This is a genomic window from Mucilaginibacter pineti (assembly GCF_900101875.1).
In the GTDB taxonomy this organism is placed as follows: Bacteria; Bacteroidota; Bacteroidia; order Sphingobacteriales; family Sphingobacteriaceae; genus Mucilaginibacter; species Mucilaginibacter pineti.
The window spans coordinates 140296-159668 of sequence record NZ_FNAI01000014.1 but is presented as its reverse complement, the minus strand read 5'-3'; the positions used below and the strand labels follow the sequence as shown (position 1 = coordinate 159668).

The following is a 19373-nucleotide window of genomic DNA, read 5'->3' as shown; positions in this document are numbered from 1 at the left end:
CATGAAAACAAAATTCATCATAATAGCCCCGGCAATATGCTTTTTAGCAGCCTGCTCAGGCAATCAAAAACCGGTAGACCTAACCGAAACTAAAGGTGCCGCTATAAAAAAATACGAGATTGGCAGCATCACCGAAAAGGCCTTGTCAAGCTATGCGCGTTTGCCCGGGCAGTTAAATCCATTTAATGAGGTAAACCTGTTTCCTAAAGTAAATGGCTTTGTAAAACAGATCTATGTTGACAGGGGTTCGCAGGTAAGCAAGGGTCAGTTATTGCTTACGCTTGAAGCACCCGAAATGGAATCGCAGCTGCAGGCAGCCAATTCACGCTATTTGCAGGCGCAGGAAACGGCCAATGCCAGTAAAGAAAAATATAACCGCTTAAAGGAAGCAGCAGCCGAACCTGGCTCGGTTTCGCCGCTTGATTTAGACAATGCCATATCCCGGATGAAATCTGATATGGCTATCGCCAATTCCGAAAAATCTAATGTACAATCGGTAAGAACAATGCAGGGGTACTTACGGATATACGCACCTTTTGACGGGATGATTGTACAGCGGAACGTATCGCCCGGTGCTTTAGTGGCTCCCGGCAAAGCTACCGACCAACCGATGCTGGTTTTACAGGATACCCGCAAACTACGTTTAGAAGTGGCAATTCCAGAGAATTATGTTGACAAGGTAGATCTTAAACAAGCCGTAACTTTTACGTTTAATGCAATCCCCGGTACAGCACATAGCGCCAGGATCAGCCGTTCGGCCAATGCATTGGGTAATATGCGCTCCGAAGCTATTGAGATAGATGTACTGAATAAAGACGGGCAGTTAAAACCCGGGATGTATGGCGAGGTAAAAATACCGATGCTATCAGGTGCAAAATCATTATTGGTGCCGAATGCCGCCATTGTTCGTTCTACCGAACGGGAATATATTGTTATTGTAAAAGATAAAAAAGCAAAATTAGTTGATATAAAAGAAGGCTTAACAGGAAAAGATTCCACCGAAGTTTTCGGCAGCTTATCGGCAAATGATCAAATTGTCCTGAAAGCCAGTGATGATATTAAAGATGGCGATCTGATAAATTAAACATCGATTTGTTTTAAGCAAAAAGCCTTTCAGCGTTAACTGAAAGGCTTTTGTTGTTCATATCATGTTTTTTCAGTGATACATCAGGCCAATAAATCTTACTTAATTATTTTTCAATCCTATCTGGTGGTTACCATAATCAGTTAAGTATTCGTTTTTTAGAAAAAAGTCGATACTTAAAACAGTGCGGAAATCCTGTGTATTGTTGGGGTTTTGAATTTCGGTAAGGTTTCCTGTACTGGTGGTGCTATAAGTATAAGTAAAACCTTTATCGGTGGTAAGCGTAACCTGCGTATTTGCAGGAAGCTGGCCAAGAGCAGTGGTGGCAAGCTTGTTTTCAATAACCGTAATTGACGGGGTACCTGTATCAAAAAGGAACTGGGCTGCAATAGTAGTGCTGCCATAAGTAATGGTACCAGGTATATTTGGTGAGTATCCGCCGTTTGTATAATTGGTAAGCGGGTGCATAATAAAACCGGCAGAGGAAAGATCTGTTGAGGTAAGCCCAATGGTAAGCAGGTTAGAAACATAGGTGGCTGTTGAATTGAAACTCCCGGTGCTTAAAGTAGCAAGTTTAAAACCGTTAGTAAGCCCGGTGCCAAAATCATAAAACCGTAGCGGACTTAAAATTTCGCTCCTGGTATTACTTGTGCCAGGGCTTACGCCAAAAACATCTGCCGAGTGGGCAGGAAGTTGCTTGCCATCATTGTCGATAATTTTATAGTACAAAAAGAACGGAACGCGTTTTAAAATTGTGTTACCTAATGAATTACCTATGGTGACGTTGGCGTAAGCCAAATTACCATATTCTTTAGTTGTACCGGTTGCATCGCCATAACTGATGGTAGCAGTTTTTGAGGTTACGGTAATGCCGTTTACAATAGTTGAATCGCCGGTAAACTGAATGCCAGCGGCAGTTATCATTGTTGCCGGGAGGATGTCAGTAGCATCCATAGTCATACCGGGCGAGCCAGTATCAAATATGGCCCCGTAATTAACCGTTTGTGTGCCAATTTGGGTAATGGGTATAAATATCCGCTTGTTTGATCCGTTGGCATACTCATACAAGCCAAGTGTAAACGGCGTAGCATTAACAACTGCTTTAACCGATGGCGTTGTACTATCCTTTTTACAGGCATATAAAAATAATGCAGACAGCAAACAAATAACTACTTGCAGCTTAAAAAGAGATGGTTCAGTTTTTTTCATGATTTTTTATAAAATCTTCATTTCGAAAAGGATGATACAAAGGACAGCGTTTAAAAATAAACAACGGTACCCAAAGTGCATATAAGTATCGATAAATGAAGTCTTTGAATCGATAAAGATAACGAAAGATTGACCTTAATATTACTTGCTCAGCCAGCAGTTATTTATGCTTAAATCTATTGGCCAATTTCTTAGCCATCAGTTAAATCAGATGGACGAATATACTTAAACTTTATATACCCGCTCACTACTTCCGGTATAGCGGGCACCTTTTAAGCAGGTACTCTAAGGGGCTGCTGTAAGATAGGTCTGTGGTTGTCCAAAATGCTTTGTGGCTTTGGCTGTAAATATTGGCATTGGTATCCATATAAATCCGCAGGCTTACCGATATGGCGTAGCGCTGTACCGAATTGCTGTAAGTAGAACTTGATGATGATACGCCTTTAACCTTTTCATTTCCATCCCTTTTTACCTTAGCGTCGGCCGAGCCACCCGAAGAGCTGGTTTGGTAACCTTTTGATTGTGTTACTGTACCATCAACAACATACTCTACACCCAGTATGTCGCAGATCTCCTTCATGGTAAATCCCATCATTTTATCTTTTGTAACGCCACCTTTAACAAGCAATGCGTTGGTGGTCCGGGTATCTAAAATGGTATAACCGGCAGAATGTTGAGATAGCATGGCATAAGTGTCTTCCTGCGCTTTATAGCCAATTTCATCGGCTCCAGGCTGGTTATCTATCAAATAAGTAAAAGGAAGTATCGCTATTTTATTATGGTGGTCAACCGGGCTAGCCGACATGGACACCTCATCTTTTTGCCGCTCCTGCGCCGGTAAAGGTTCCTGGCTTATGATTTCAACGCGGCCGCTTGAATGAATGATCTTAACAACATCAGCTTTTTTTATCACATACTCTGCTGTTTCGCCAGTGTATATAAAGGTGATATCTGTGTCGGTTATTTTGGTAACCTTTCCTTTCATTTCCTCTCCGTTAGCTTTAATAACTACATCTTGTTTAACTGCAGTTTTTGTTTGCGCTAAAATATTAAAGGAAAGTAAGCAGGTAATGATAAACAGACTGATTTTTTTCATAAGGCTTGGCTATAAGATTAAAATTAATGTTATTGTTGAGTATTTTACGTGTTAAACAATATTTTGTTTGAATTAATTTTAATATCTGCTATTTTTATAAAATCCGCAAAAGAGCAGTAATCTATTCCTATGATAAAAACCACACGTTACTTGCTCGTACTCTTTTATTGTCTGCTGGCCGGCATACCTTTGTACGCGCAAAAAACAGATTCTGTACCCAAGAAATCAGCTTCGGACAGTATCAAAATAGATTTTGTGACAAAGATGCAGCGGTTTGCAAAAGCATCGGCCAAAAAAAGTTCAGATGAGTTTATGGCCGATAAGGCAACGCTGGCTCAAAACCGAATTTTTGAGGAAATCAAAAAAACGATGCAAAAAGCCCGCATCTACCTAAAATCTGGTGTTGATACGGTAGGTACAAAGGTACAATTGGCAGAAATTGAAAAGGAACTTGTTATTGCAGGAGATGGTGTGCTTACCAAAAAGGGTACGGCGCAAACCTTCCGGAATTTGACGGCCACCTCCAAGATCATAGCAGAATTGTATAATAAAATGGAGGCTCGAAAAACAAAGCTCGACTTTCATCAGCAGGAATTGAACACCTTTAGGTACCGGTTCGATTCGTTGTTAAGCGTGCCTGCACTTTTTAAATTCCCTGCCGATTCGGCAACGCTATCCAAATATCTTCAGCAAATTATTGTTGTTGCCCGTGAAATTGACCCGGTAGATAGCTCACTGAAACAAGCCAGCAAAAATGTGCAGACGCTGCTTAATAAGGTTAATACAGAGGCCTTTAAATTACAGAACGGCCTGGAAGAAATAGAGCTGTATCAAAAGGATATGGCTGAGAACACCTTAAACCGGGAGTTTGACAATATTTGGGGGGCCGTAGGTTATTACCGGCCGTTTGGCGAGATCCTGGCGCAGGCGAAGGCCAAAGGCCTGCTTACCCTGCTTTTCTATGTACAAAATAATAGCGGCAAACTTATCATTCTGCTGTTACTTATACTTACTTCGTTTGCTTACCTGCAGTCGCTAAAAAACATTTATGTAGAGAAGAAACTGCTGGAAAATGATTTTGAGGGTCAGCTGGTTTTAAAACATCCGCTGCTTTCGGCAATACTTATTGTACTTAACCTGTTCCAGTTCATTTTCTTTTCGCCACCATTTATTTTGAGCGTTATTTTCTGGACTATCGACTGTATCTGCCTATCCATATTGTTTAAAAACTTCATTACCAGATACTGGATCAACGTGTGGCTTATCATGGTGGCGCTATTCATCATTGCAGCTTTTGATAACCTGCTGTTGCAAGCCACCCGAACAGAGCGATGGATCATGCTTGTCATATCTATTTTAGGCAGTGTTACAGGTGTAATTGTCATCTGGAAAGGCCGTATTAACGAACTGCGCGAAAAATGGATCCTGATATCCATAGGGTTTATGGCTGTGCTGGAGCTGCTGGCAACGCTGGCTAATATGTTCGGCAGGTATAATCTTTCAAAAACCCTGCTCATCAGCGGTTATCTGAACGTGGTGATCGCCATTTTGTTCCTGTGGACGGTGAGGCTGATTAACGAGGGTTTGTTCCTGGCATTTAACGTGTACACCCGTCAGGATAAAAAGCTATTTTACCTTAATTTTGAAAAAGTAGGAAAAAAAGCCCCTCCTTTCTTTTACGTGTTGCTGGTTATTGGCTGGTTAATTTTGTTCGGGCGCAATTACGCCGGTTTTGAATTTGTTTCGAAGCCGCTCAGGGAATTTTTCAGCCGGGAACGTACCCTGGGCGATTATACTTTTTCCATTAATAACCTGATGCTGTTCATTACCATCATGGCTGTTTCGGTCGTAATTTCCAAAATAGTATCCTATTTTGCTTCAGATAACCATTTAGGTGTTGATAAAGATGGCAAAGACGGCACGCGGGGTATCGGAAGCTGGCTGCTGCTGGTGAGGATCTCTATACTCAGCATCGGTTTGTTTTTGGCCATTGCGGCTGCTGGTATCCCGATGGACAGGATAACAATTGTTTTGGGCGCACTGGGGGTAGGTATAGGCTTTGGTTTACAAACGCTGGTTAACAACCTGGTGAGCGGGCTGATCATTGCTTTTGAAAAACCCGTTAATGTAGGCGATGTGGTAGATGTTGACGGCCAGGGCGGTACCATGAAATCTATTGGTTTCCGCAGTAGTGTAATTGCCACCTGGGAAGGGGCAGATGTGGTTATGCCAAACGGCGACCTCCTTAATTCGCACCTCATCAATTGGTCGTTGGGTGGAAACCGGAAACGGATTTCCATTGTAATAGGCATAGCCTATGATTCCAACCTCGAAAAAGCCAAGCAATTACTCAACGAAATTTTAAATGCGGACGACCGTATCAGCAAAAGTCAGGGCCCTGTTGTACAGTATGAACAGTTTAACAATAGTTCTATAGATGTCAGGATCTATTTCTGGGCTAAAAACATGAAAGATTCATTCGCTACCCGAAGCGATCTGATAATTGCTATAACATCGGCCTTTAGGGTTAATGGTATTACAATTCCGTTCCCGCAACAGGATGTTTATCTTCATCATCCGGATAAAGACAAGGGAGAGATCAATTAATAAGCATCTAAAAAACCACTTAATAACAACCTTATGAAAAAATCACTAATCCTATTGTTTTCAATTCTTATTTTCTCGGCATCAGTTAAGGCCCAAAAAGGCAACAACCAGTTTCAGATAGCGGCGCAGGTTGATGTACCCACCGGTGACCTCTCTGATGTGGCAAAAACTGGTTACGGCTTTTCCGCTAAAGGACTGTTTGGCTTTGGTACCGCAAGGCAACAGGCAACTTTAGAAGTTGGCTATAATCGTTTTGGCGTTAAAGACAAGTTTTTGCCGCAAGGCGTAAGTGCCGAATACCGGAGCATCCCAATTTATACCGGCTTCCGTTACATGTTGGGCCACTTTTACCTGGAACCTCAGGCAGGCGTTGCTTTCAATACCGTTTACGCATCAAACCTTTTTTACTTAAACAGCGAAACAAAGACCTACTTTGCCTGGGCAACCGGCGTGGGTTATGCGTACAAGCAATTTGATTTTGCCGTAAAATACCAAAGTTCTGACGTTAAAAACTCCAGTAGCGATATCACTTTTGTAGCTTTCAGGGTAGGTTACCGCTTACCGTTCTATAGTAAATCTGATCAGTGGAAATAAACGGCTATTAAATTTCTTCCAGTTCCAGTACCGAGCTTGTTTTTGCGCTTTTTAAGTACCATTTTAAGCCTTGTTCCATCAACGTTTCACCGCTGAACACCTGGCCGTTTTCGCGGAATTGAGGTCTGGCGCCGGTATTCAGATTGATCTCGGTAACCTTATATTTTTTATTGGGGTCGAGGCCGTTTAGTTTCAATTCGGGATAGGTGTCAGCTTCCAGGCTTTCCAGGTTATAGGCAAACACCACGGCTTTGCGTTTGGCGTTATCTACATACATCAGCGATGCGAAATTGGTTTTATAAGGCGAAACCAAACGGTATAGCTCACCATAGTTTATTACATCCTGTAAGCGCCTGTAATTATCGGTTACGGTGTGGCTCAGCGCAATTTCACGTTCGCTCATTTTTTTAACCATTACGTCGAAACCCAATTTGCATGACATGGCAACGTCCAGCTTGTATTTCAGAGGTTCGCTGCCCGCTGCAGTAACGTGCGCGCATACGGTAAGTGCCGGGTAAAAGTAGGAGTAGCCCCACTGTATCTTTATACGGTCTTCGGGATAGGTATTGTCGCTTGGCCAAAATTCCTGAAAATATTTGAGCGCGCCATATTCAACCCGGCCGCCACCACTGGCGCATAGCATCATATCCAGTTTTGGATATTTGGCACGGATCCTGTCGAGCACTTTATAATAGCCTGCCGCGTAGCGTACGTACATAGCATCCTGGTTTTTACCCAGGTAGGGGCTATACGCGTTATCCATGGAGCGGTTACAATCCCACTTCATGTATGATATCGCTGGCGATTCCTTCATTAAATTATCTATAACGCCAAAAACGTAATCCTGCACAACAGGGTTGGTCAAATCAAGCACCAGTTGGGTACGGTACAAATGCTCGGGCCTGTTAGGAGCTTTCAGAATCCATTCGGGATGCTTTTCATATAGCTCGCTTTTGGGGTTTACCATTTCGGGCTCAATCCAAATACCAAAGTTTAAGCCTTTTGCAGTAGCTTCCTTTACCAGGTAGCCAATGCCGCCGGGCAGCTTCTTTTTATTGGCTTCCCAATCGCCCAGGCCTGCCCGTGAATCATTGCGCGGGTATTTATTAGCAAACCATCCATCGTCCAGCAAAAACATATCTACCCCAAGTTTTTTGGCACCGTCAAACAGGTTTACCAGTGTATCCTGGTTAAAGTTAAAATAGGTGGCTTCCCAGTTGTTAAGCAGCGTTTGCCTTTTCTGATGTCCGTTCCAGATGCCATAGTTAATGGCCCAGTTATGAAAATTGCGACTGATCTGTCCTTCGCCCGCAACAGAGTAGGTGAAGATAAAGTGCGGGGTATCAAAATTTTCATTGGGTTTTAATGAATACGATGAGGCATAAGCGTTGATACCCGGAATGATCTTCAGCGAATTGCCCATATCTATATTAAGCTGTAACGATTCAAACTGGATATCAAAATTGCCGCTATAAGCAAGAGAACCGGCAAATACCTCGCCCGATGTTTCTGTAGCATCATTATTGGGCGATACTAAAAACGAGGGGTTATAATTACAGGCCGTTCTTACACCCAGTTTTGATTGTATGCTGAAAATTCCCGGAGGAAGCTGGAATTTATGCATTTGCATTTCGTAATTGTATTCGCCGTAAAAGTGGGTCAGGTAGTTTTGCGGCGATTTGATATTGATAAACGCCGAGGCATAACGGTTAAGTACCACATCAGCTTTTTCGGTATGGCTAATGGTTGTCCACGTTTCAATTATATTCTGGGTTTTATAAGCCTTGTAGTGCAGGGTAACGTAAAACGGATAAGCCGGATCTTTCAGCTTAATATCGGTAAGCACCACATTAGGGCTTTCATTTTTGGTTTCGTAAGAAACATAATTTAACACCAGCGACATATTACCATCGGCATGTTTCACCTGCAGTGCAGGCTCATTGAGGTAAGTGGCGCCGCCCGTAGCATAAGCCGGATCAAGAGAAGCGTTAATATTCCTGTAGCTGGCCGAGTCGGATAGTTTTTTACCAAGATAAATCTGTTGTAACTGCTTGCCGGCATCTGGCTGGTAGGCTATGGCCACGCCATCAGTAGCAATAATGATTTTTTGTGCCGATACACAAACAGGCAGCATACATAAAGAAATAATGGCACAGAAAAAACTTTTCATATGGGCAATACAGGGGTTAAGACCGTTTAAGACAAACATAATAAAAAGTTTAATTATACTTAACTTTGTTTAAATAAGTATGAAAGAAGATACATTAGTACAAATAAGCAATCGCATTAAAGAAAAAAGGCGCGAACAAAATATCACCGTACAGGAGCTTGCCGATCGGGTAAAAGTAAGTAAAGGACTTATCTCCCAAATTGAAAACAGCCGTACCATACCATCGCTGCTGGTGTTAATTGACATTATAAAAGCGCTGGATATCGACCTGAATGTTTTTTTTAAAGATATAACCACACGCGCCGAACAAACTTTAGTATTAATAAAAAGAGCAGCCGAATACCAGGTTATTGAAAAAGAAGATGCCATTGGTTTTAACTATCAACGTATTTTTACACAATTTGTAAACAAAGGAACCGTAGATATCGTGCTGCTGAAACTCGAGCCGGGTGCCAGCAGGCCAATGGTACAAACGGAAGCATTTGAGTACAAATACATTATCAGCGGAAACGTTGAATACCTTATTAATGGCGAAGTATACTCCTTAAGCACAGGCGATTCGATATTATTTGACGGCCGCTTGCCGCATACGCCAAAAAATTCAGATACCACAGTTACCGATATACTGGTGGTATACTTTTTTGAAAATAAGGAAGCATAAATGTTACATAAAATTAATGTAACTGCTGGTTTATTTTATTAAACAATGTTTAGTTTTGCTAAACACTGTTTAACTATGAAATCTCCAAAATTGTATTTAATAACATTTGCTTTGTTGCTGGTGGCACAAACGCAGGTATTTGCACAACGTGTAGTAATCCTCGGTCTTGATGGTTTTAGTGCCGAAGGTTTCAAAATAGCAAAGCATCCAAATTTGGATAAGATGATTGCCGACGGTGTATTGTCATTAAACACCCGACCGGTTATGCCATCGGTAACTTTACCCAACTGGACAAGCCATTTAACAGGATCGGGACCCGAGGAACATGGTGTTACCGGCAACAGCTGGACCGTGCAAAAGCATGAACTCAAAGCTATTGAAACAGACGCCGATGGATATTCACCCTCTATTTTTAAGGTTTTAAAGGAGCAGGTGCCACATGTAAAAACCGCATTTTACTACAATTGGGCCGAGTTGATCAATTCAATCAATCAAAAATATATTGACGAGGTTTCCTTTGAAACTAATGATAACTATACAGCTAATTACAGGAAAGCTTTAGATTTTATTGAAAAAAATCAAAAAGACCCCTCCCTCATATTTCTTTACAGTGTACGTGTTGACCATGCGGGGCATAGCTTTAAATGGTTATCGCCAGAGTACATTGCTGCCATTGAGGATGCCGATGTAGCCATAGGCAAATTCCTGGAAGAGTTAAAAGCTAAGGACCTCTACAAAAACACTTACTTTATGCTGATTACCGATCATGGAGGCGTTGGCAACGGCCACGGAGGTACCAGCATGGCCGAAATGCAAATACCCTGGGCAATCACCGGCCCCAAGATCAGGCAGGCTGTAATGGGCGAAGATTTTTATAACAGCAATAAAAACACCTCCTTGGTTATCGCCCATATTTTCGGTGTTAAAATCCTTCCAAAATCATGGACGGGCGTTGTTCCGGCAGGAATATTTAAATAGTACAGCCATTGCTTCATTTTTAATTTCAGCCGTTCTTTGTATTTAATTCAGAGGGCAGTTTTCTTGCTGCATATTTGAAAAAAAGCATTGCAGTAACGGTCGTAACAAACGTTTGCGCGGTTTTTAATGTAGTTTATAAGCCCCGATGTTTTATTTTAGATGAACCATTTAACATCCCTAAGTTATATATGACACCATACAAGAAAACACTTTTAACGCTGCTTTTTATATTTTCTGTTTATGCAGCAACAGCACAGCAAACACAAACTTTTAGCATTGGCAATGATACTTTTGAACTCAACGGAAAACCTTATGTGATCCGTTGCGGCGAGATGCATTTTGCCCGCGTCCCCAAGGCGGAATGGCGCAGCCGTTTAAAAATGGCTAAAGCAATGGGGCTTAATACCGTTTGTGCCTACCTGTTCTGGAACATGCACGAAAAACAACCAGGCGTATTTACCTGGACCGGCCAAAGCGATGCCGCAGAATTTTGCAGGATTGCTAAGGAGGAAGGTCTATACGTGATATTGCGTCCCGGTCCGTATTCATGCGCCGAGTGGGAGTTTGGCGGTTTTCCGTGGTGGCTGTTAAAAGATAAAACTATTAAACTGCGTACCCAGCACCCTTATTTTTTGGCGCGTGCAAAAAAATATTTGCTGGAGGTTGGCCGTCAGTTAGCACCATTACAAATTACCAATGGCGGTAACATCATCATGGTGCAGGTTGAAAACGAATATGGCAGCTATGGTAACGATAAAAAGTACATGGAAACCATCAAATCATATGTAGAAGCTGCCGGTTTTAAAGTGCCGCTTTTCCATTGCGATGGTCCGTCGCAGTTAAAGAGCGATCATCCGGACGATCTTTTTGCCGTGGTGAATTTTGGGAGCAATCCGAAGGAGAATTTCGAAGCATTGCGCGAAGTACAGCCCAAAGGCCCCCTCATGTGCGGTGAGTATTACCCGGGCTGGTTTGATAGCTGGGGCAGGCCACACCATAGCGGCGATACCAAAAGAATTGTAGGCGAGTTAAAGTACATGCTTGATCATAACGAATCGTTCAGTATTTATATGGTACACGGCGGTACTTCGTTTGGCACCTACAGCGGCGCTAATGCCCCACCTTTTTTACCGCAAACTACCAGCTATGATTATGATGCGCCGATAGATGAAGCTGGTAACCCAACCGAAAAATTTTTCGAGATCAGGAAGCTGTTCAGCAACTATTTGCAACAAGGCGAAACCCTGCCAGAAATTCCTGCTATAAATAAAATACAAAAACTGGCCCCGGTTAAGTTTACCGAATTTGCCGCGCTGAATAAAAACCTGCCAACGCCAATTTTGTCTGATACGGTTAAGCTGATGGAAGATCTTAACCAGAATTTTGGATGCGTGCTATATCAAACCACACTTGCTGCCGGCGGAAAAGCTACGCTTCAATTTGATGATATTCATGACTATGCGCTCATCTATATTAACGATAACCTGATAGGCACTTTAGACAGACGGAAGAACAAGTTCTCGTTAGAGATCCCAAAACATGTAAAGAATGCCAAACTTAAAATATTGGTAGAAGCCGTGGGCAGGGTTAATTACGGCTACCAGATGCATGACCGTAAAGGCATTCATGGTCCGGTATACTTGCTTACCGGCGATACCAAAACCGAACTTAAAAACTGGAAGAATTACTCAATCCAACTCGGCGAACATAACCTGCCGGTACGTTATCAACCTATAGTGAATCAAAAACCAACTGCCGGTTTTTACAAAGGCATTTTTACCGCTGCCAACTTGCTTGATACGTATATAGATATGAGCAAATGGAACAAGGGCCTGGTTTGGATAAACGGAACCTGCCTTGGCCGTTACTGGAACATCGGCCCAACGCAAACTATGCTGGTACCGGGAAGCTGGCTTAAAAAAGGTAAAAATGAGATTGTTGTTTTTGATCTTTTTGGTACCGCATCGCCAGCCATAACTTTTACCGATAAACCTATATTGGATAAAGTAAACGAAGCACAACCGCAGGTACATAAAAAAGCCGGACAAAAATGGGTAGATGGTGCCCAGCAGCCCAACAGCAAAGGCACTTTTGAAAATAACGCCAATTGGCAATCCACAAAGTTTGCACCGGTTGATGCAAGGTTCTTTTGCCTGGAAGCCTTATCAGAACAACGCGGTCAGCCCTATACTTCTGTAGCCGAAATTGTATTGCTTGACGCCCAGGGCAAGGAGATTCCAAGAACAAACTGGAAAATTGCCTATGCCGATAGCGAAGAACTTAACGGCGACGACGGAAATGCCGCAAACGTTTTCGACCTGCAATATACCAGCGTATGGCATACCGAATGGCAGGATGATTCGCCGAAACAACCCCACCAGATTGTGATAGATCTTGGTAAAACCTATAAAGTGGGTGGGTTAAAACTATTGCCGAGGCAGGATAATGCTAACGGGCGTATCAAGGATTATCAGCTGTATTTTTCGATAAAGCCATTTAAAGGGATTTAAAAGAGATATCCTGCTTTTGGCGGGAGAAACAGCCGGTTTAAGGCTGATAAAAAAATTATAATTCGTTGCCCAATAATTATGCTCATGAAAAGATATGTATTGATCGTTTACTGTGTTTTGTTTTATGCCGCGGCCTTTGCGCAACCCGGTAAACATGATATGCACTTTGAAAAATTGGCAAAACAATGGGACGAAGCCGTACCCCTTGGTAATGGTATGGTGGGCGCACTAATATGGCAAAAGGCAGATCATTTACGCTTTTCGCTGGATAGGGCCGACCTTTGGGATATGCGCCCGATGAAGGGGCTGCACCGTGCCGAGTTCAGTTACCAATGGGTAGTTAACCAGGTAAATAAAAAGGATTACTCGCCTGTACAAAAGTATTTTGACGAACCTTATGACAATGAGCCTGCACCATCAAAAATTCCCGGTGGAGCGCTGGAGTTTGATACCAAAGGGTGGGGCGATGTAACATCGGTTAATTTGCACTTGGCAGATGCGCAGTGCCAGGTTAACTGGGCAAATGGTGTAACGCTTAAAACATTTGTACATGCAACGGCTCCGGTGGGCTGGTTCCGGTTCGAGCATATCAAAACGGGCATGCTGCCGCAGCTCATCGCCCCAAAATACCAGGGCGCTGTAAAAATCTCCGGCGATCCGGTTGGCGGCGATGATCTTTCAAGACTTGGTTACGAGCAGGGATCTATTAAGCAGCAAGGCAACAGCATTACCTATATACAAAAGGGCTGGGGTGGTTTTACCTATCAGATTAATGTAAGCTGGCATAACACCAATGCAACTACTATTGAAGGGGTGTGGAGCGTATCGTCGCAGCATGCGGGTAAAAAGATAAATGTGGTTGCGGCTGTTGTTGCTAAAAATGCTTTACAGCATGGCTATGCAAAAGATTACCTTTCGCACAAAATATGGTGGACGAATTTCTGGTCCAAATCTGCCATTCATGTGCCTGATACCTTGCTGGAAAAACAATGGTACCTGGAGCAATATAAATTTGGCTCGGCATCAAGGCCCGGCGCACCGCCAATTTCGTTGCAAGCGGTATGGACTGCCGATAACGGTCGTTTACCGCCCTGGAAAGGCGATTTTCATCATGACCTTAATACACAGCTAAGTTACTGGCCAAGCTACAGTGCAAACCACTTAAAAGAGGGGATGGCCTATCTCGATAACCTTGATGCCAATAAAAGTAATTATAAGCGGTATACCAAGCTGTACTTTGGTACCGATGGCTTGGCAGTACCGGGTGTAACCACGCTTGATGGTACAGAAATGGGTGGATGGATCCAATATGCATTGTCGCCAACGGTGTCATCCTGGTTGGGCCAGCACTATTATTTGCAATGGCGCTACAGTATGGATAAGGAGTTTTTGAAGAAGCGCGCTTATCCCTGGGTAAAAGATGCGGCAACGTTTCTTGAGCATATTACCGTTTTGGATAGTGCCGGTCACCGTAAATTGCCTATCAGTTCCAGTCCCGAAATTAATGATAACGATATTACGGCCTGGTTTCATCAAAATACAAATTACGACCTGTCGCTCATGAAATTTACCTTTAAGGCAGCTGCAGAAATGGCTGGTGAACTGGGTTTGAAAAATGAAGCCACGCACTGGGCAAAGATAGCAGCAAGCTACGGCGATTTTGCGCTAACGCCCAATAACGAACTGATGTTTGCGCCGGGTATGGCCTATAATCAATCGCACCGGCACTTTTCAAATATGATGGGGATCTATCCGCTGGGGCTTATAAAATGGGAAGATGGTCCACGGGCACAATCCATCATTAAAAACTCCATTCATTTGCTTGATAGTATTGGTCCGGCTTACTGGTGCGGATACTCTTATTCCTGGCTGGCCAATATGAAAACAAGGGCAAAGGATGGCGAAGGTGCAGCAAAAGACCTCCGTATTTTCGCAAAGGCGTTCTGCTCCATTAATAGCTTCCATTTAAATGGCGATCAAACCAAATCCGGCTATTCTAAATTTCAATACCGCCCCTTTACGCTGGAGGGTAACTTCGCATTTGCATCGGGCCTGCAGGAAATGCTGATTCAAAGTTATGCCGGCTTCATAGAAATAATGCCTGCCATACCTGCCGATTGGAAAGACGCAGTATTTGAAAACCTGCGTACAGAAGGCGCTTTCCTGGTAAGCGTTAAAAAAGCCGACGGACAAATTACCGAGGTTAAAATTGTATCAGAAAAAGGCGGCAAAACAAAATTGAAACTACCATTTAAAACATGGCTTGCAGGTACCCAAAAAGATGTAGTGATAAACAGATCAGAAACAGGTTTCGTTGGTTTGGATTTTAAACCGGGAGGTTCTGTTGTGCTGAAGAATGGGTGGGAATAATTGGTTCCATCAAGATATGCTTATTAAATGAATCAATTGGCTGACTATCACGATAGTCAATCAATTGATTTTAGCTGAATTTCACGTACTTTCTTTTTTCTAATGTTCACCTCCCTTTAATGCTTTTCTGTCTTTTGCCCTGGTACAAATTTCCTTTAGTATCTTTTTTTGTTGGCTTGTTCCCTTTTTTAGTGTCTGGTCAATTTGTCCGCGAAATGCATATACAAACAGGCTATCATTTTTAAAATCTCCAAAGCAGGCGATCTTTTCTGCAGTTAAATCTTCTATGTTTTTTTTATAAGATGGAATAGTTAATTTGTACGTCGATGTTTTAGTATCCCATGCGTACCATACATTGGCATCTCCCTTTATCAAAGAGATGTCAGAAGACTCGGACATCGCGCTTTGATCTTTGGGTGTATAAAAGAAATCATAAACATAGTTAACCATAAGTCCGTCGCTGTTATCACCATTAAACTTGAAATTCATTTTTATACTCTGATTCAAAAACGGCGACCACCCGCATGTATTGGCTTCGTTTACCAGTTCAAGGCAGCGGTAAACTTTATTGTTGATTAACTTATAAAAAGCATAACCATCGGCATAAGTGCACGTACCTCTACCATACAGATGCCTGCAATAAAAAACCTTGTTCTTTGAAAAATTATTGGCAACAGATAGCTCTGTCCCTTCATTAAACATCCAAATATCTTCGAGATATAACAAATACCATTGGCCTTTAAGTTGTTTAAACAGCCCCAGGTAAGGCGACCCCACATCCCAGGCTAATAAACATATCAGTTCTTCTCCGGGCTCGCCATCAAGGTTAATAAACATGGGGTTAAGCACCCGGCCGTAGTCCTCATCAATATGATGTCCTCCCGGGTTGATCATCGTATCTGGCTTTATAAAGCCTTCAAATTCATGTAATAAGCCTTTAGTATTCCGGCTATAATCAAACCGGCGTATTTTTTCAATCCATCTGTTCGATACTTTTATCCTGACGTTATAATTGCCATGATCACTTGTGTCCCGATAAATATTTTTTTCGTTAACAATATTTTGATCGTGCGGCGCACAGCCGGTTAAACAAATTAATGCGGATAAAAAAACGCTGAGGAGGCGTGGCATAGCATGGTAAATAAATCAGTATAAATATAGCCATATGTTATCATGTTAAACCGGACTTTATGTTCTAAAAAATATATTTTAAGCACAAAAAAGCCTCTTAGATTAACTAAAAGCCTTTAAAAAGTGTTTTATCAACCAATATCAAATCCGAATTACTTTTCCAGTAATTGGTGTGCTAAAATTAAGAACGTACTGGATGTCCAGGTGTAGGCTGGGTCACGTAGGGGCTGCCCGGTTACGGCATCAAAATTCTCGGCAAACCCGCCTGCCTCACACATATTACTGAAGCGTTCAGCCAGTTGATGCGCAAAATCCTTTTCTCCTGATCTGTTTAACCCATCAATAATTAACAAGGTAGGTGGTGCCCAAATTGGGCCGCGCCAATAACTATCGGCACCGTAAAGTTTGCTTTGAGGGCTTTCAGTAGCAAGGCCATGTTCCGTTAAAAAATTCCCTGGCTTCTTTAAATCTTCAACCATTTTATCCCTGATCTTCTTTGGTAAACGATCGCCTATCAATAGCGGGAGATAGGCCATCAGGCTCTTACTATCTTTATTAACCTTGCCTGTTAAAGCGTTTTTACTTACAAATTTCTCTCCGTCCCAGAAATTTGCGATCATTTTATTTAGCGTGGCACCGGCTTTTTTGTTCCAGTATGCAGCATCCTTCGGCTTTCCCAATTTTGTGGCTACTTTAGCAAGTACTTCCATTTGCTTTATTAAAAATGCAGCAAGATCGGGCCCCTCAACCGGGAACTCAACATCAAGCGCCGAACCGTTATCCCAGCCAGAATCATTCCCATGATAATATTCGGGCAGGCCATTATTATTGCCATCACGGTAGGTAAACCAATAGTTGGTCCATTTTACAAGCTTGGGATAAACTTCGGCCAATTGTTTTTGAGTAGGTTGAAAATGTTCCATTAATTGTCCCAGCGTCCAACCATGGATAGGAGGTTTTCGGAACTCCCATACCATATGGTGAGGGTTTATATAGTCGGGCAGGGCACCGGTGGAATCCTGGTGGTCAAACACAACCATAAATTGATCCCAGGATAGTTTGGGCTGATGATAACTCAGGCTGATGGCATTGAAACAGTTATCCCAGCTCCAGATGTTGAACATCCAATTTTTAGACATCAGCATACCATACCTGGTAATAATTCCATTGGGTTTTACTATACATGACCAATTGATATAGGCTGCCAAATCCCGGCCGGGTTCATAAGCAGCAGGAACTGAAGCAGTACCATTTTCCCATTGTAAAAGCTGTTGTTTTAGTGCCGTTATGCTCTCTGCATAGGATGTGCTATATTTTACCGGCAGCCAATCGCTATGATATTGTTCTATTACAATATCAAGATGACCTTGCTCCGGCTCTACCCAGAAACCGGTTTTGTTTGCTTCAGTTTTAAATTCTCCAACTCCCTCCTTAATGGTCAGTGCCATCCGCTCATCTCTTAATTTCCAGGTGTTTTTATTTCCTGGAACCCTAAGTGTATTGCTCCCGTCGATATTGCCCTTTAAATACACCCCAGGCCCGTCGCTCATGATATGTAACCTTTCCGGACTTTCGAAATAGAAGGTTAGTGTACCCAGCGTGGTTTTCCCCTGCACCTGTAAAGGTGTTGCTTCATATTTTACCGGAACAGCTTGTTGCTCATGCCAGGGCTCTATGGTAAGGACAGTATTATTTGCAGAGAATTTTGCACCAGACAAATCATTTAAACGTATTTTCCCAGGATCATTATGATCACGATCGGCCGTAGATAATGCCATGTAAGAACCGAAACGACTAAAAGGCACCCTTGAAATATCAAATTTGATATTTGAAAGATTTTGACAATAGGCAGTGCCTGTCATGAATAGCACAAGCGATAAAACGCTATAGATTACTTTTGTAGCACTGATATTTATTAGGTTCTTAAAAGGCTGGTTCACCATTTTGGTGCAGTTCCGGCATAATTCGTTTCTCATTTATTAATGGAATAAAAAGGTATTAATTGGCTATTAAACAAAAAAACGAAGAAATTATCATTTAATACAATCGATTGCAAAAAAAACACGAGGTTCCGGTTTAGGATCGAGTTTTTTGAAATTTTTGTGTTGGCGACTATACAAATCTGGAACTATTTCCTGTCTGATTTGCGTTTAATCGTCGATTTGGATTTTAAATAAAAATGGTTTAAGGAGTTAACATCAACAGTAAACCGATCATTAACAACCCGGCATAAACGTAACGAACGAATGCCTGACCTTTGAGCCGCTGGTTGAGGTACCGTCCGATAAAGATTGCCGGGACGACTGCCGGCAGCGACACCAAAAAATCCAACCCTACCTCCCGGGTAATTAACCCTTTAAATACGTAGCCGACCAGCCCCAGTAAGCTGGCTGGCAGGAAATAACCCTGCAGCGTGGCCCGAAAGGTGCCCGCGTCCCAACTGCGCAGGTTGCCATAAACAGCAAGCGGCGGCCCGTTGATCCCGCATGCACCGCCGAAGATGCCAGACAGGAATCCGCAGATAAGCAGCCATGGCCTGCTATCTTTTTCCAGGCGAAAAGTGTTTTTCGCCAGCAATGAATATAATGCGTAAGCAACGATGATCAACCCTAAAACGGTTTTAATGATCAATGGATTGCCATAAGCCAGTAGCAGCACACCAAGTGGTATACCGGGAACGGCAGACAATATCAACCATTTGGCGCTCCGAAACGCTATCCGCTGATGATCCTGTACCACCACCACCAGGGCGACGAGCACAGAGATAAGAACGGACAGCGGCACCGCCACACTGATCGGAATAAAAAAGCTAAACAAAGGAACAGCCACGAGTGATTCGCCAAACCCAAAGGTCGAGCGTACGAGGGTAGCCACGAAGCTGATGAAAAACACAGCAATGAAGATGGTGGTCATAGAAAATATTAAAAAAACTGCCGTGGTATTTCCACAGCAGCCTGGTTGTG

The 19373-nt window shown here is 42.7% G+C and carries 13 protein-coding genes; 7 read left to right on the top strand and 6 right to left on the bottom strand.

All coding sequences use genetic code 11. The features are described from left to right. Position 1 precedes the first annotated feature (1 nt). The gene (locus BLS59_RS24620; RefSeq protein WP_091153883.1) at positions 2–1084 is read left to right on the top strand and encodes an efflux RND transporter periplasmic adaptor subunit; all 1083 of its coding nucleotides are present in this window, start codon (positions 2–4) and stop codon (positions 1082–1084) included. Between the two features lie 102 nt (positions 1085–1186). Here BLS59_RS24620 and BLS59_RS24615 read toward each other — a convergent pair whose 3' ends face one another. After that, entirely contained in the window at positions 1187–2293 is a 1107-nt protein-coding gene (locus BLS59_RS24615) for a pepsin/retropepsin-like aspartic protease family protein (RefSeq protein WP_091153880.1), read from the bottom strand. Between the two features lie 247 nt (positions 2294–2540). Then, complete coding sequence (locus tag BLS59_RS24610) at positions 2541–3389, bottom strand: FlgO family outer membrane protein (RefSeq protein ID WP_091153876.1); 849 nt, start codon at positions 3387–3389, stop codon at positions 2541–2543. Positions 3390–3518: 129 nt separating this feature from the next. Between BLS59_RS24610 and BLS59_RS24605 the strand changes: the two genes are divergently transcribed. Together BLS59_RS24605 and BLS59_RS24600 are read left to right on the top strand one after the other, a co-directional pair. Beyond that, positions 3519–5996, top strand: coding sequence for a mechanosensitive ion channel family protein (locus BLS59_RS24605; protein WP_091153872.1), 2478 nt, complete (start codon positions 3519–3521; stop codon positions 5994–5996). 33 nt (positions 5997–6029) lie between these two features. Further along, positions 6030–6590: a hypothetical protein gene (locus tag BLS59_RS24600; protein WP_091153869.1), complete on the top strand. Its 561-nt coding sequence runs from the start codon at positions 6030–6032 to the stop codon at positions 6588–6590. Between the two features lie 7 nt (positions 6591–6597). On the opposite strand, the gene BLS59_RS24595 is transcribed toward BLS59_RS24600, so the two are convergent. Continuing rightward, the gene (locus BLS59_RS24595; protein WP_091153865.1) at positions 6598–8760 is read right to left on the bottom strand and encodes an alpha-galactosidase; all 2163 of its coding nucleotides are present in this window, start codon (positions 8758–8760) and stop codon (positions 6598–6600) included. A 79-nt stretch (positions 8761–8839) separates the two neighbouring features. Here BLS59_RS24595 and BLS59_RS24590 point away from each other — a divergent pair, with 79 nt between their 5' ends. The 4 genes from BLS59_RS24590 (at position 8840) to BLS59_RS24575 (ending at position 15279) form a co-directional block, all read left to right on the top strand. Further along, positions 8840–9421 carry a helix-turn-helix domain-containing protein gene (locus BLS59_RS24590; protein WP_091153862.1) on the top strand — a complete coding sequence of 194 codons (582 nt, stop codon included), beginning with the start codon at positions 8840–8842 and terminating at the stop codon, positions 9419–9421. A 75-nt stretch (positions 9422–9496) separates the two neighbouring features. Next, entirely contained in the window at positions 9497–10399 is a 903-nt protein-coding gene (locus BLS59_RS24585; protein ID WP_091153860.1) for an alkaline phosphatase family protein, read from the top strand. A 188-nt stretch (positions 10400–10587) separates the two neighbouring features. After that, positions 10588–12909, top strand: coding sequence for a beta-galactosidase (locus tag BLS59_RS24580; protein WP_143014235.1), 2322 nt, complete (start codon positions 10588–10590; stop codon positions 12907–12909). A gap of 84 nt (positions 12910–12993) precedes the next feature. Beyond that, positions 12994–15279 carry a glycosyl hydrolase family 95 catalytic domain-containing protein gene (locus BLS59_RS24575; RefSeq protein WP_091153853.1) on the top strand — a complete coding sequence of 762 codons (2286 nt, stop codon included), beginning with the start codon at positions 12994–12996 and terminating at the stop codon, positions 15277–15279. A gap of 99 nt (positions 15280–15378) precedes the next feature. On the opposite strand, the gene BLS59_RS24570 is transcribed toward BLS59_RS24575, so the two are convergent. The 3 genes from BLS59_RS24570 to BLS59_RS24560 form a co-directional block, all read right to left on the bottom strand. Then, the gene (locus BLS59_RS24570) at positions 15379–16410 is read right to left on the bottom strand and encodes a hypothetical protein (protein WP_091153849.1); all 1032 of its coding nucleotides are present in this window, start codon (positions 16408–16410) and stop codon (positions 15379–15381) included. Positions 16411–16562: 152 nt separating this feature from the next. After that, positions 16563–18386 (bottom strand): amylo-alpha-1,6-glucosidase, encoded by a 1824-nt coding sequence (locus tag BLS59_RS24565; protein WP_091153845.1) that lies wholly within the window; start codon positions 18384–18386, stop codon positions 16563–16565. 208 nt (positions 18387–18594) lie between these two features. Beyond that, positions 18595–19323 (bottom strand): sulfite exporter TauE/SafE family protein, encoded by a 729-nt coding sequence (locus BLS59_RS24560; RefSeq protein ID WP_091153842.1) that lies wholly within the window; start codon positions 19321–19323, stop codon positions 18595–18597. Between the last annotated feature and the right edge of the window lie 50 nt (positions 19324–19373).

Bases quoted from the DNA above. Each gene is read 5' to 3' on its own strand.
- BLS59_RS24570 (WP_091153849.1), bottom strand. From the start codon at position 16,410: ATGCCACGCCTCCTCAGCGTTTTTTTATCCGCATTAATTTGTTTAACC.
- BLS59_RS24605 (WP_091153872.1), top strand. From the start codon at position 3,519: ATGATAAAAACCACACGTTACTTGCTCGTACTCTTTTATTGTCTGCTG.
- BLS59_RS24585 (WP_091153860.1), top strand. From the start codon at position 9,497: ATGAAATCTCCAAAATTGTATTTAATAACATTTGCTTTGTTGCTGGTG.
- BLS59_RS24620 (WP_091153883.1), top strand. From the start codon at position 2: ATGAAAACAAAATTCATCATAATAGCCCCGGCAATATGCTTTTTAGCA.
- BLS59_RS24615 (WP_091153880.1), bottom strand. From the start codon at position 2,293: ATGAAAAAAACTGAACCATCTCTTTTTAAGCTGCAAGTAGTTATTTGT.
- BLS59_RS24595 (WP_091153865.1), bottom strand. From the start codon at position 8,760: ATGAAAAGTTTTTTCTGTGCCATTATTTCTTTATGTATGCTGCCTGTT.
- BLS59_RS24575 (WP_091153853.1), top strand. From the start codon at position 12,994: ATGAAAAGATATGTATTGATCGTTTACTGTGTTTTGTTTTATGCCGCG.
- BLS59_RS24600 (WP_091153869.1), top strand. From the start codon at position 6,030: ATGAAAAAATCACTAATCCTATTGTTTTCAATTCTTATTTTCTCGGCA.
- BLS59_RS24590 (WP_091153862.1), top strand. From the start codon at position 8,840: ATGAAAGAAGATACATTAGTACAAATAAGCAATCGCATTAAAGAAAAA.
- BLS59_RS24565 (WP_091153845.1), bottom strand. From the start codon at position 18,386: ATGAGAAACGAATTATGCCGGAACTGCACCAAAATGGTGAACCAGCCT.
- BLS59_RS24610 (WP_091153876.1), bottom strand. From the start codon at position 3,389: ATGAAAAAAATCAGTCTGTTTATCATTACCTGCTTACTTTCCTTTAAT.
- BLS59_RS24580 (WP_143014235.1), top strand. From the start codon at position 10,588: ATGACACCATACAAGAAAACACTTTTAACGCTGCTTTTTATATTTTCT.
- BLS59_RS24560 (WP_091153842.1), bottom strand. From the start codon at position 19,323: ATGACCACCATCTTCATTGCTGTGTTTTTCATCAGCTTCGTGGCTACC.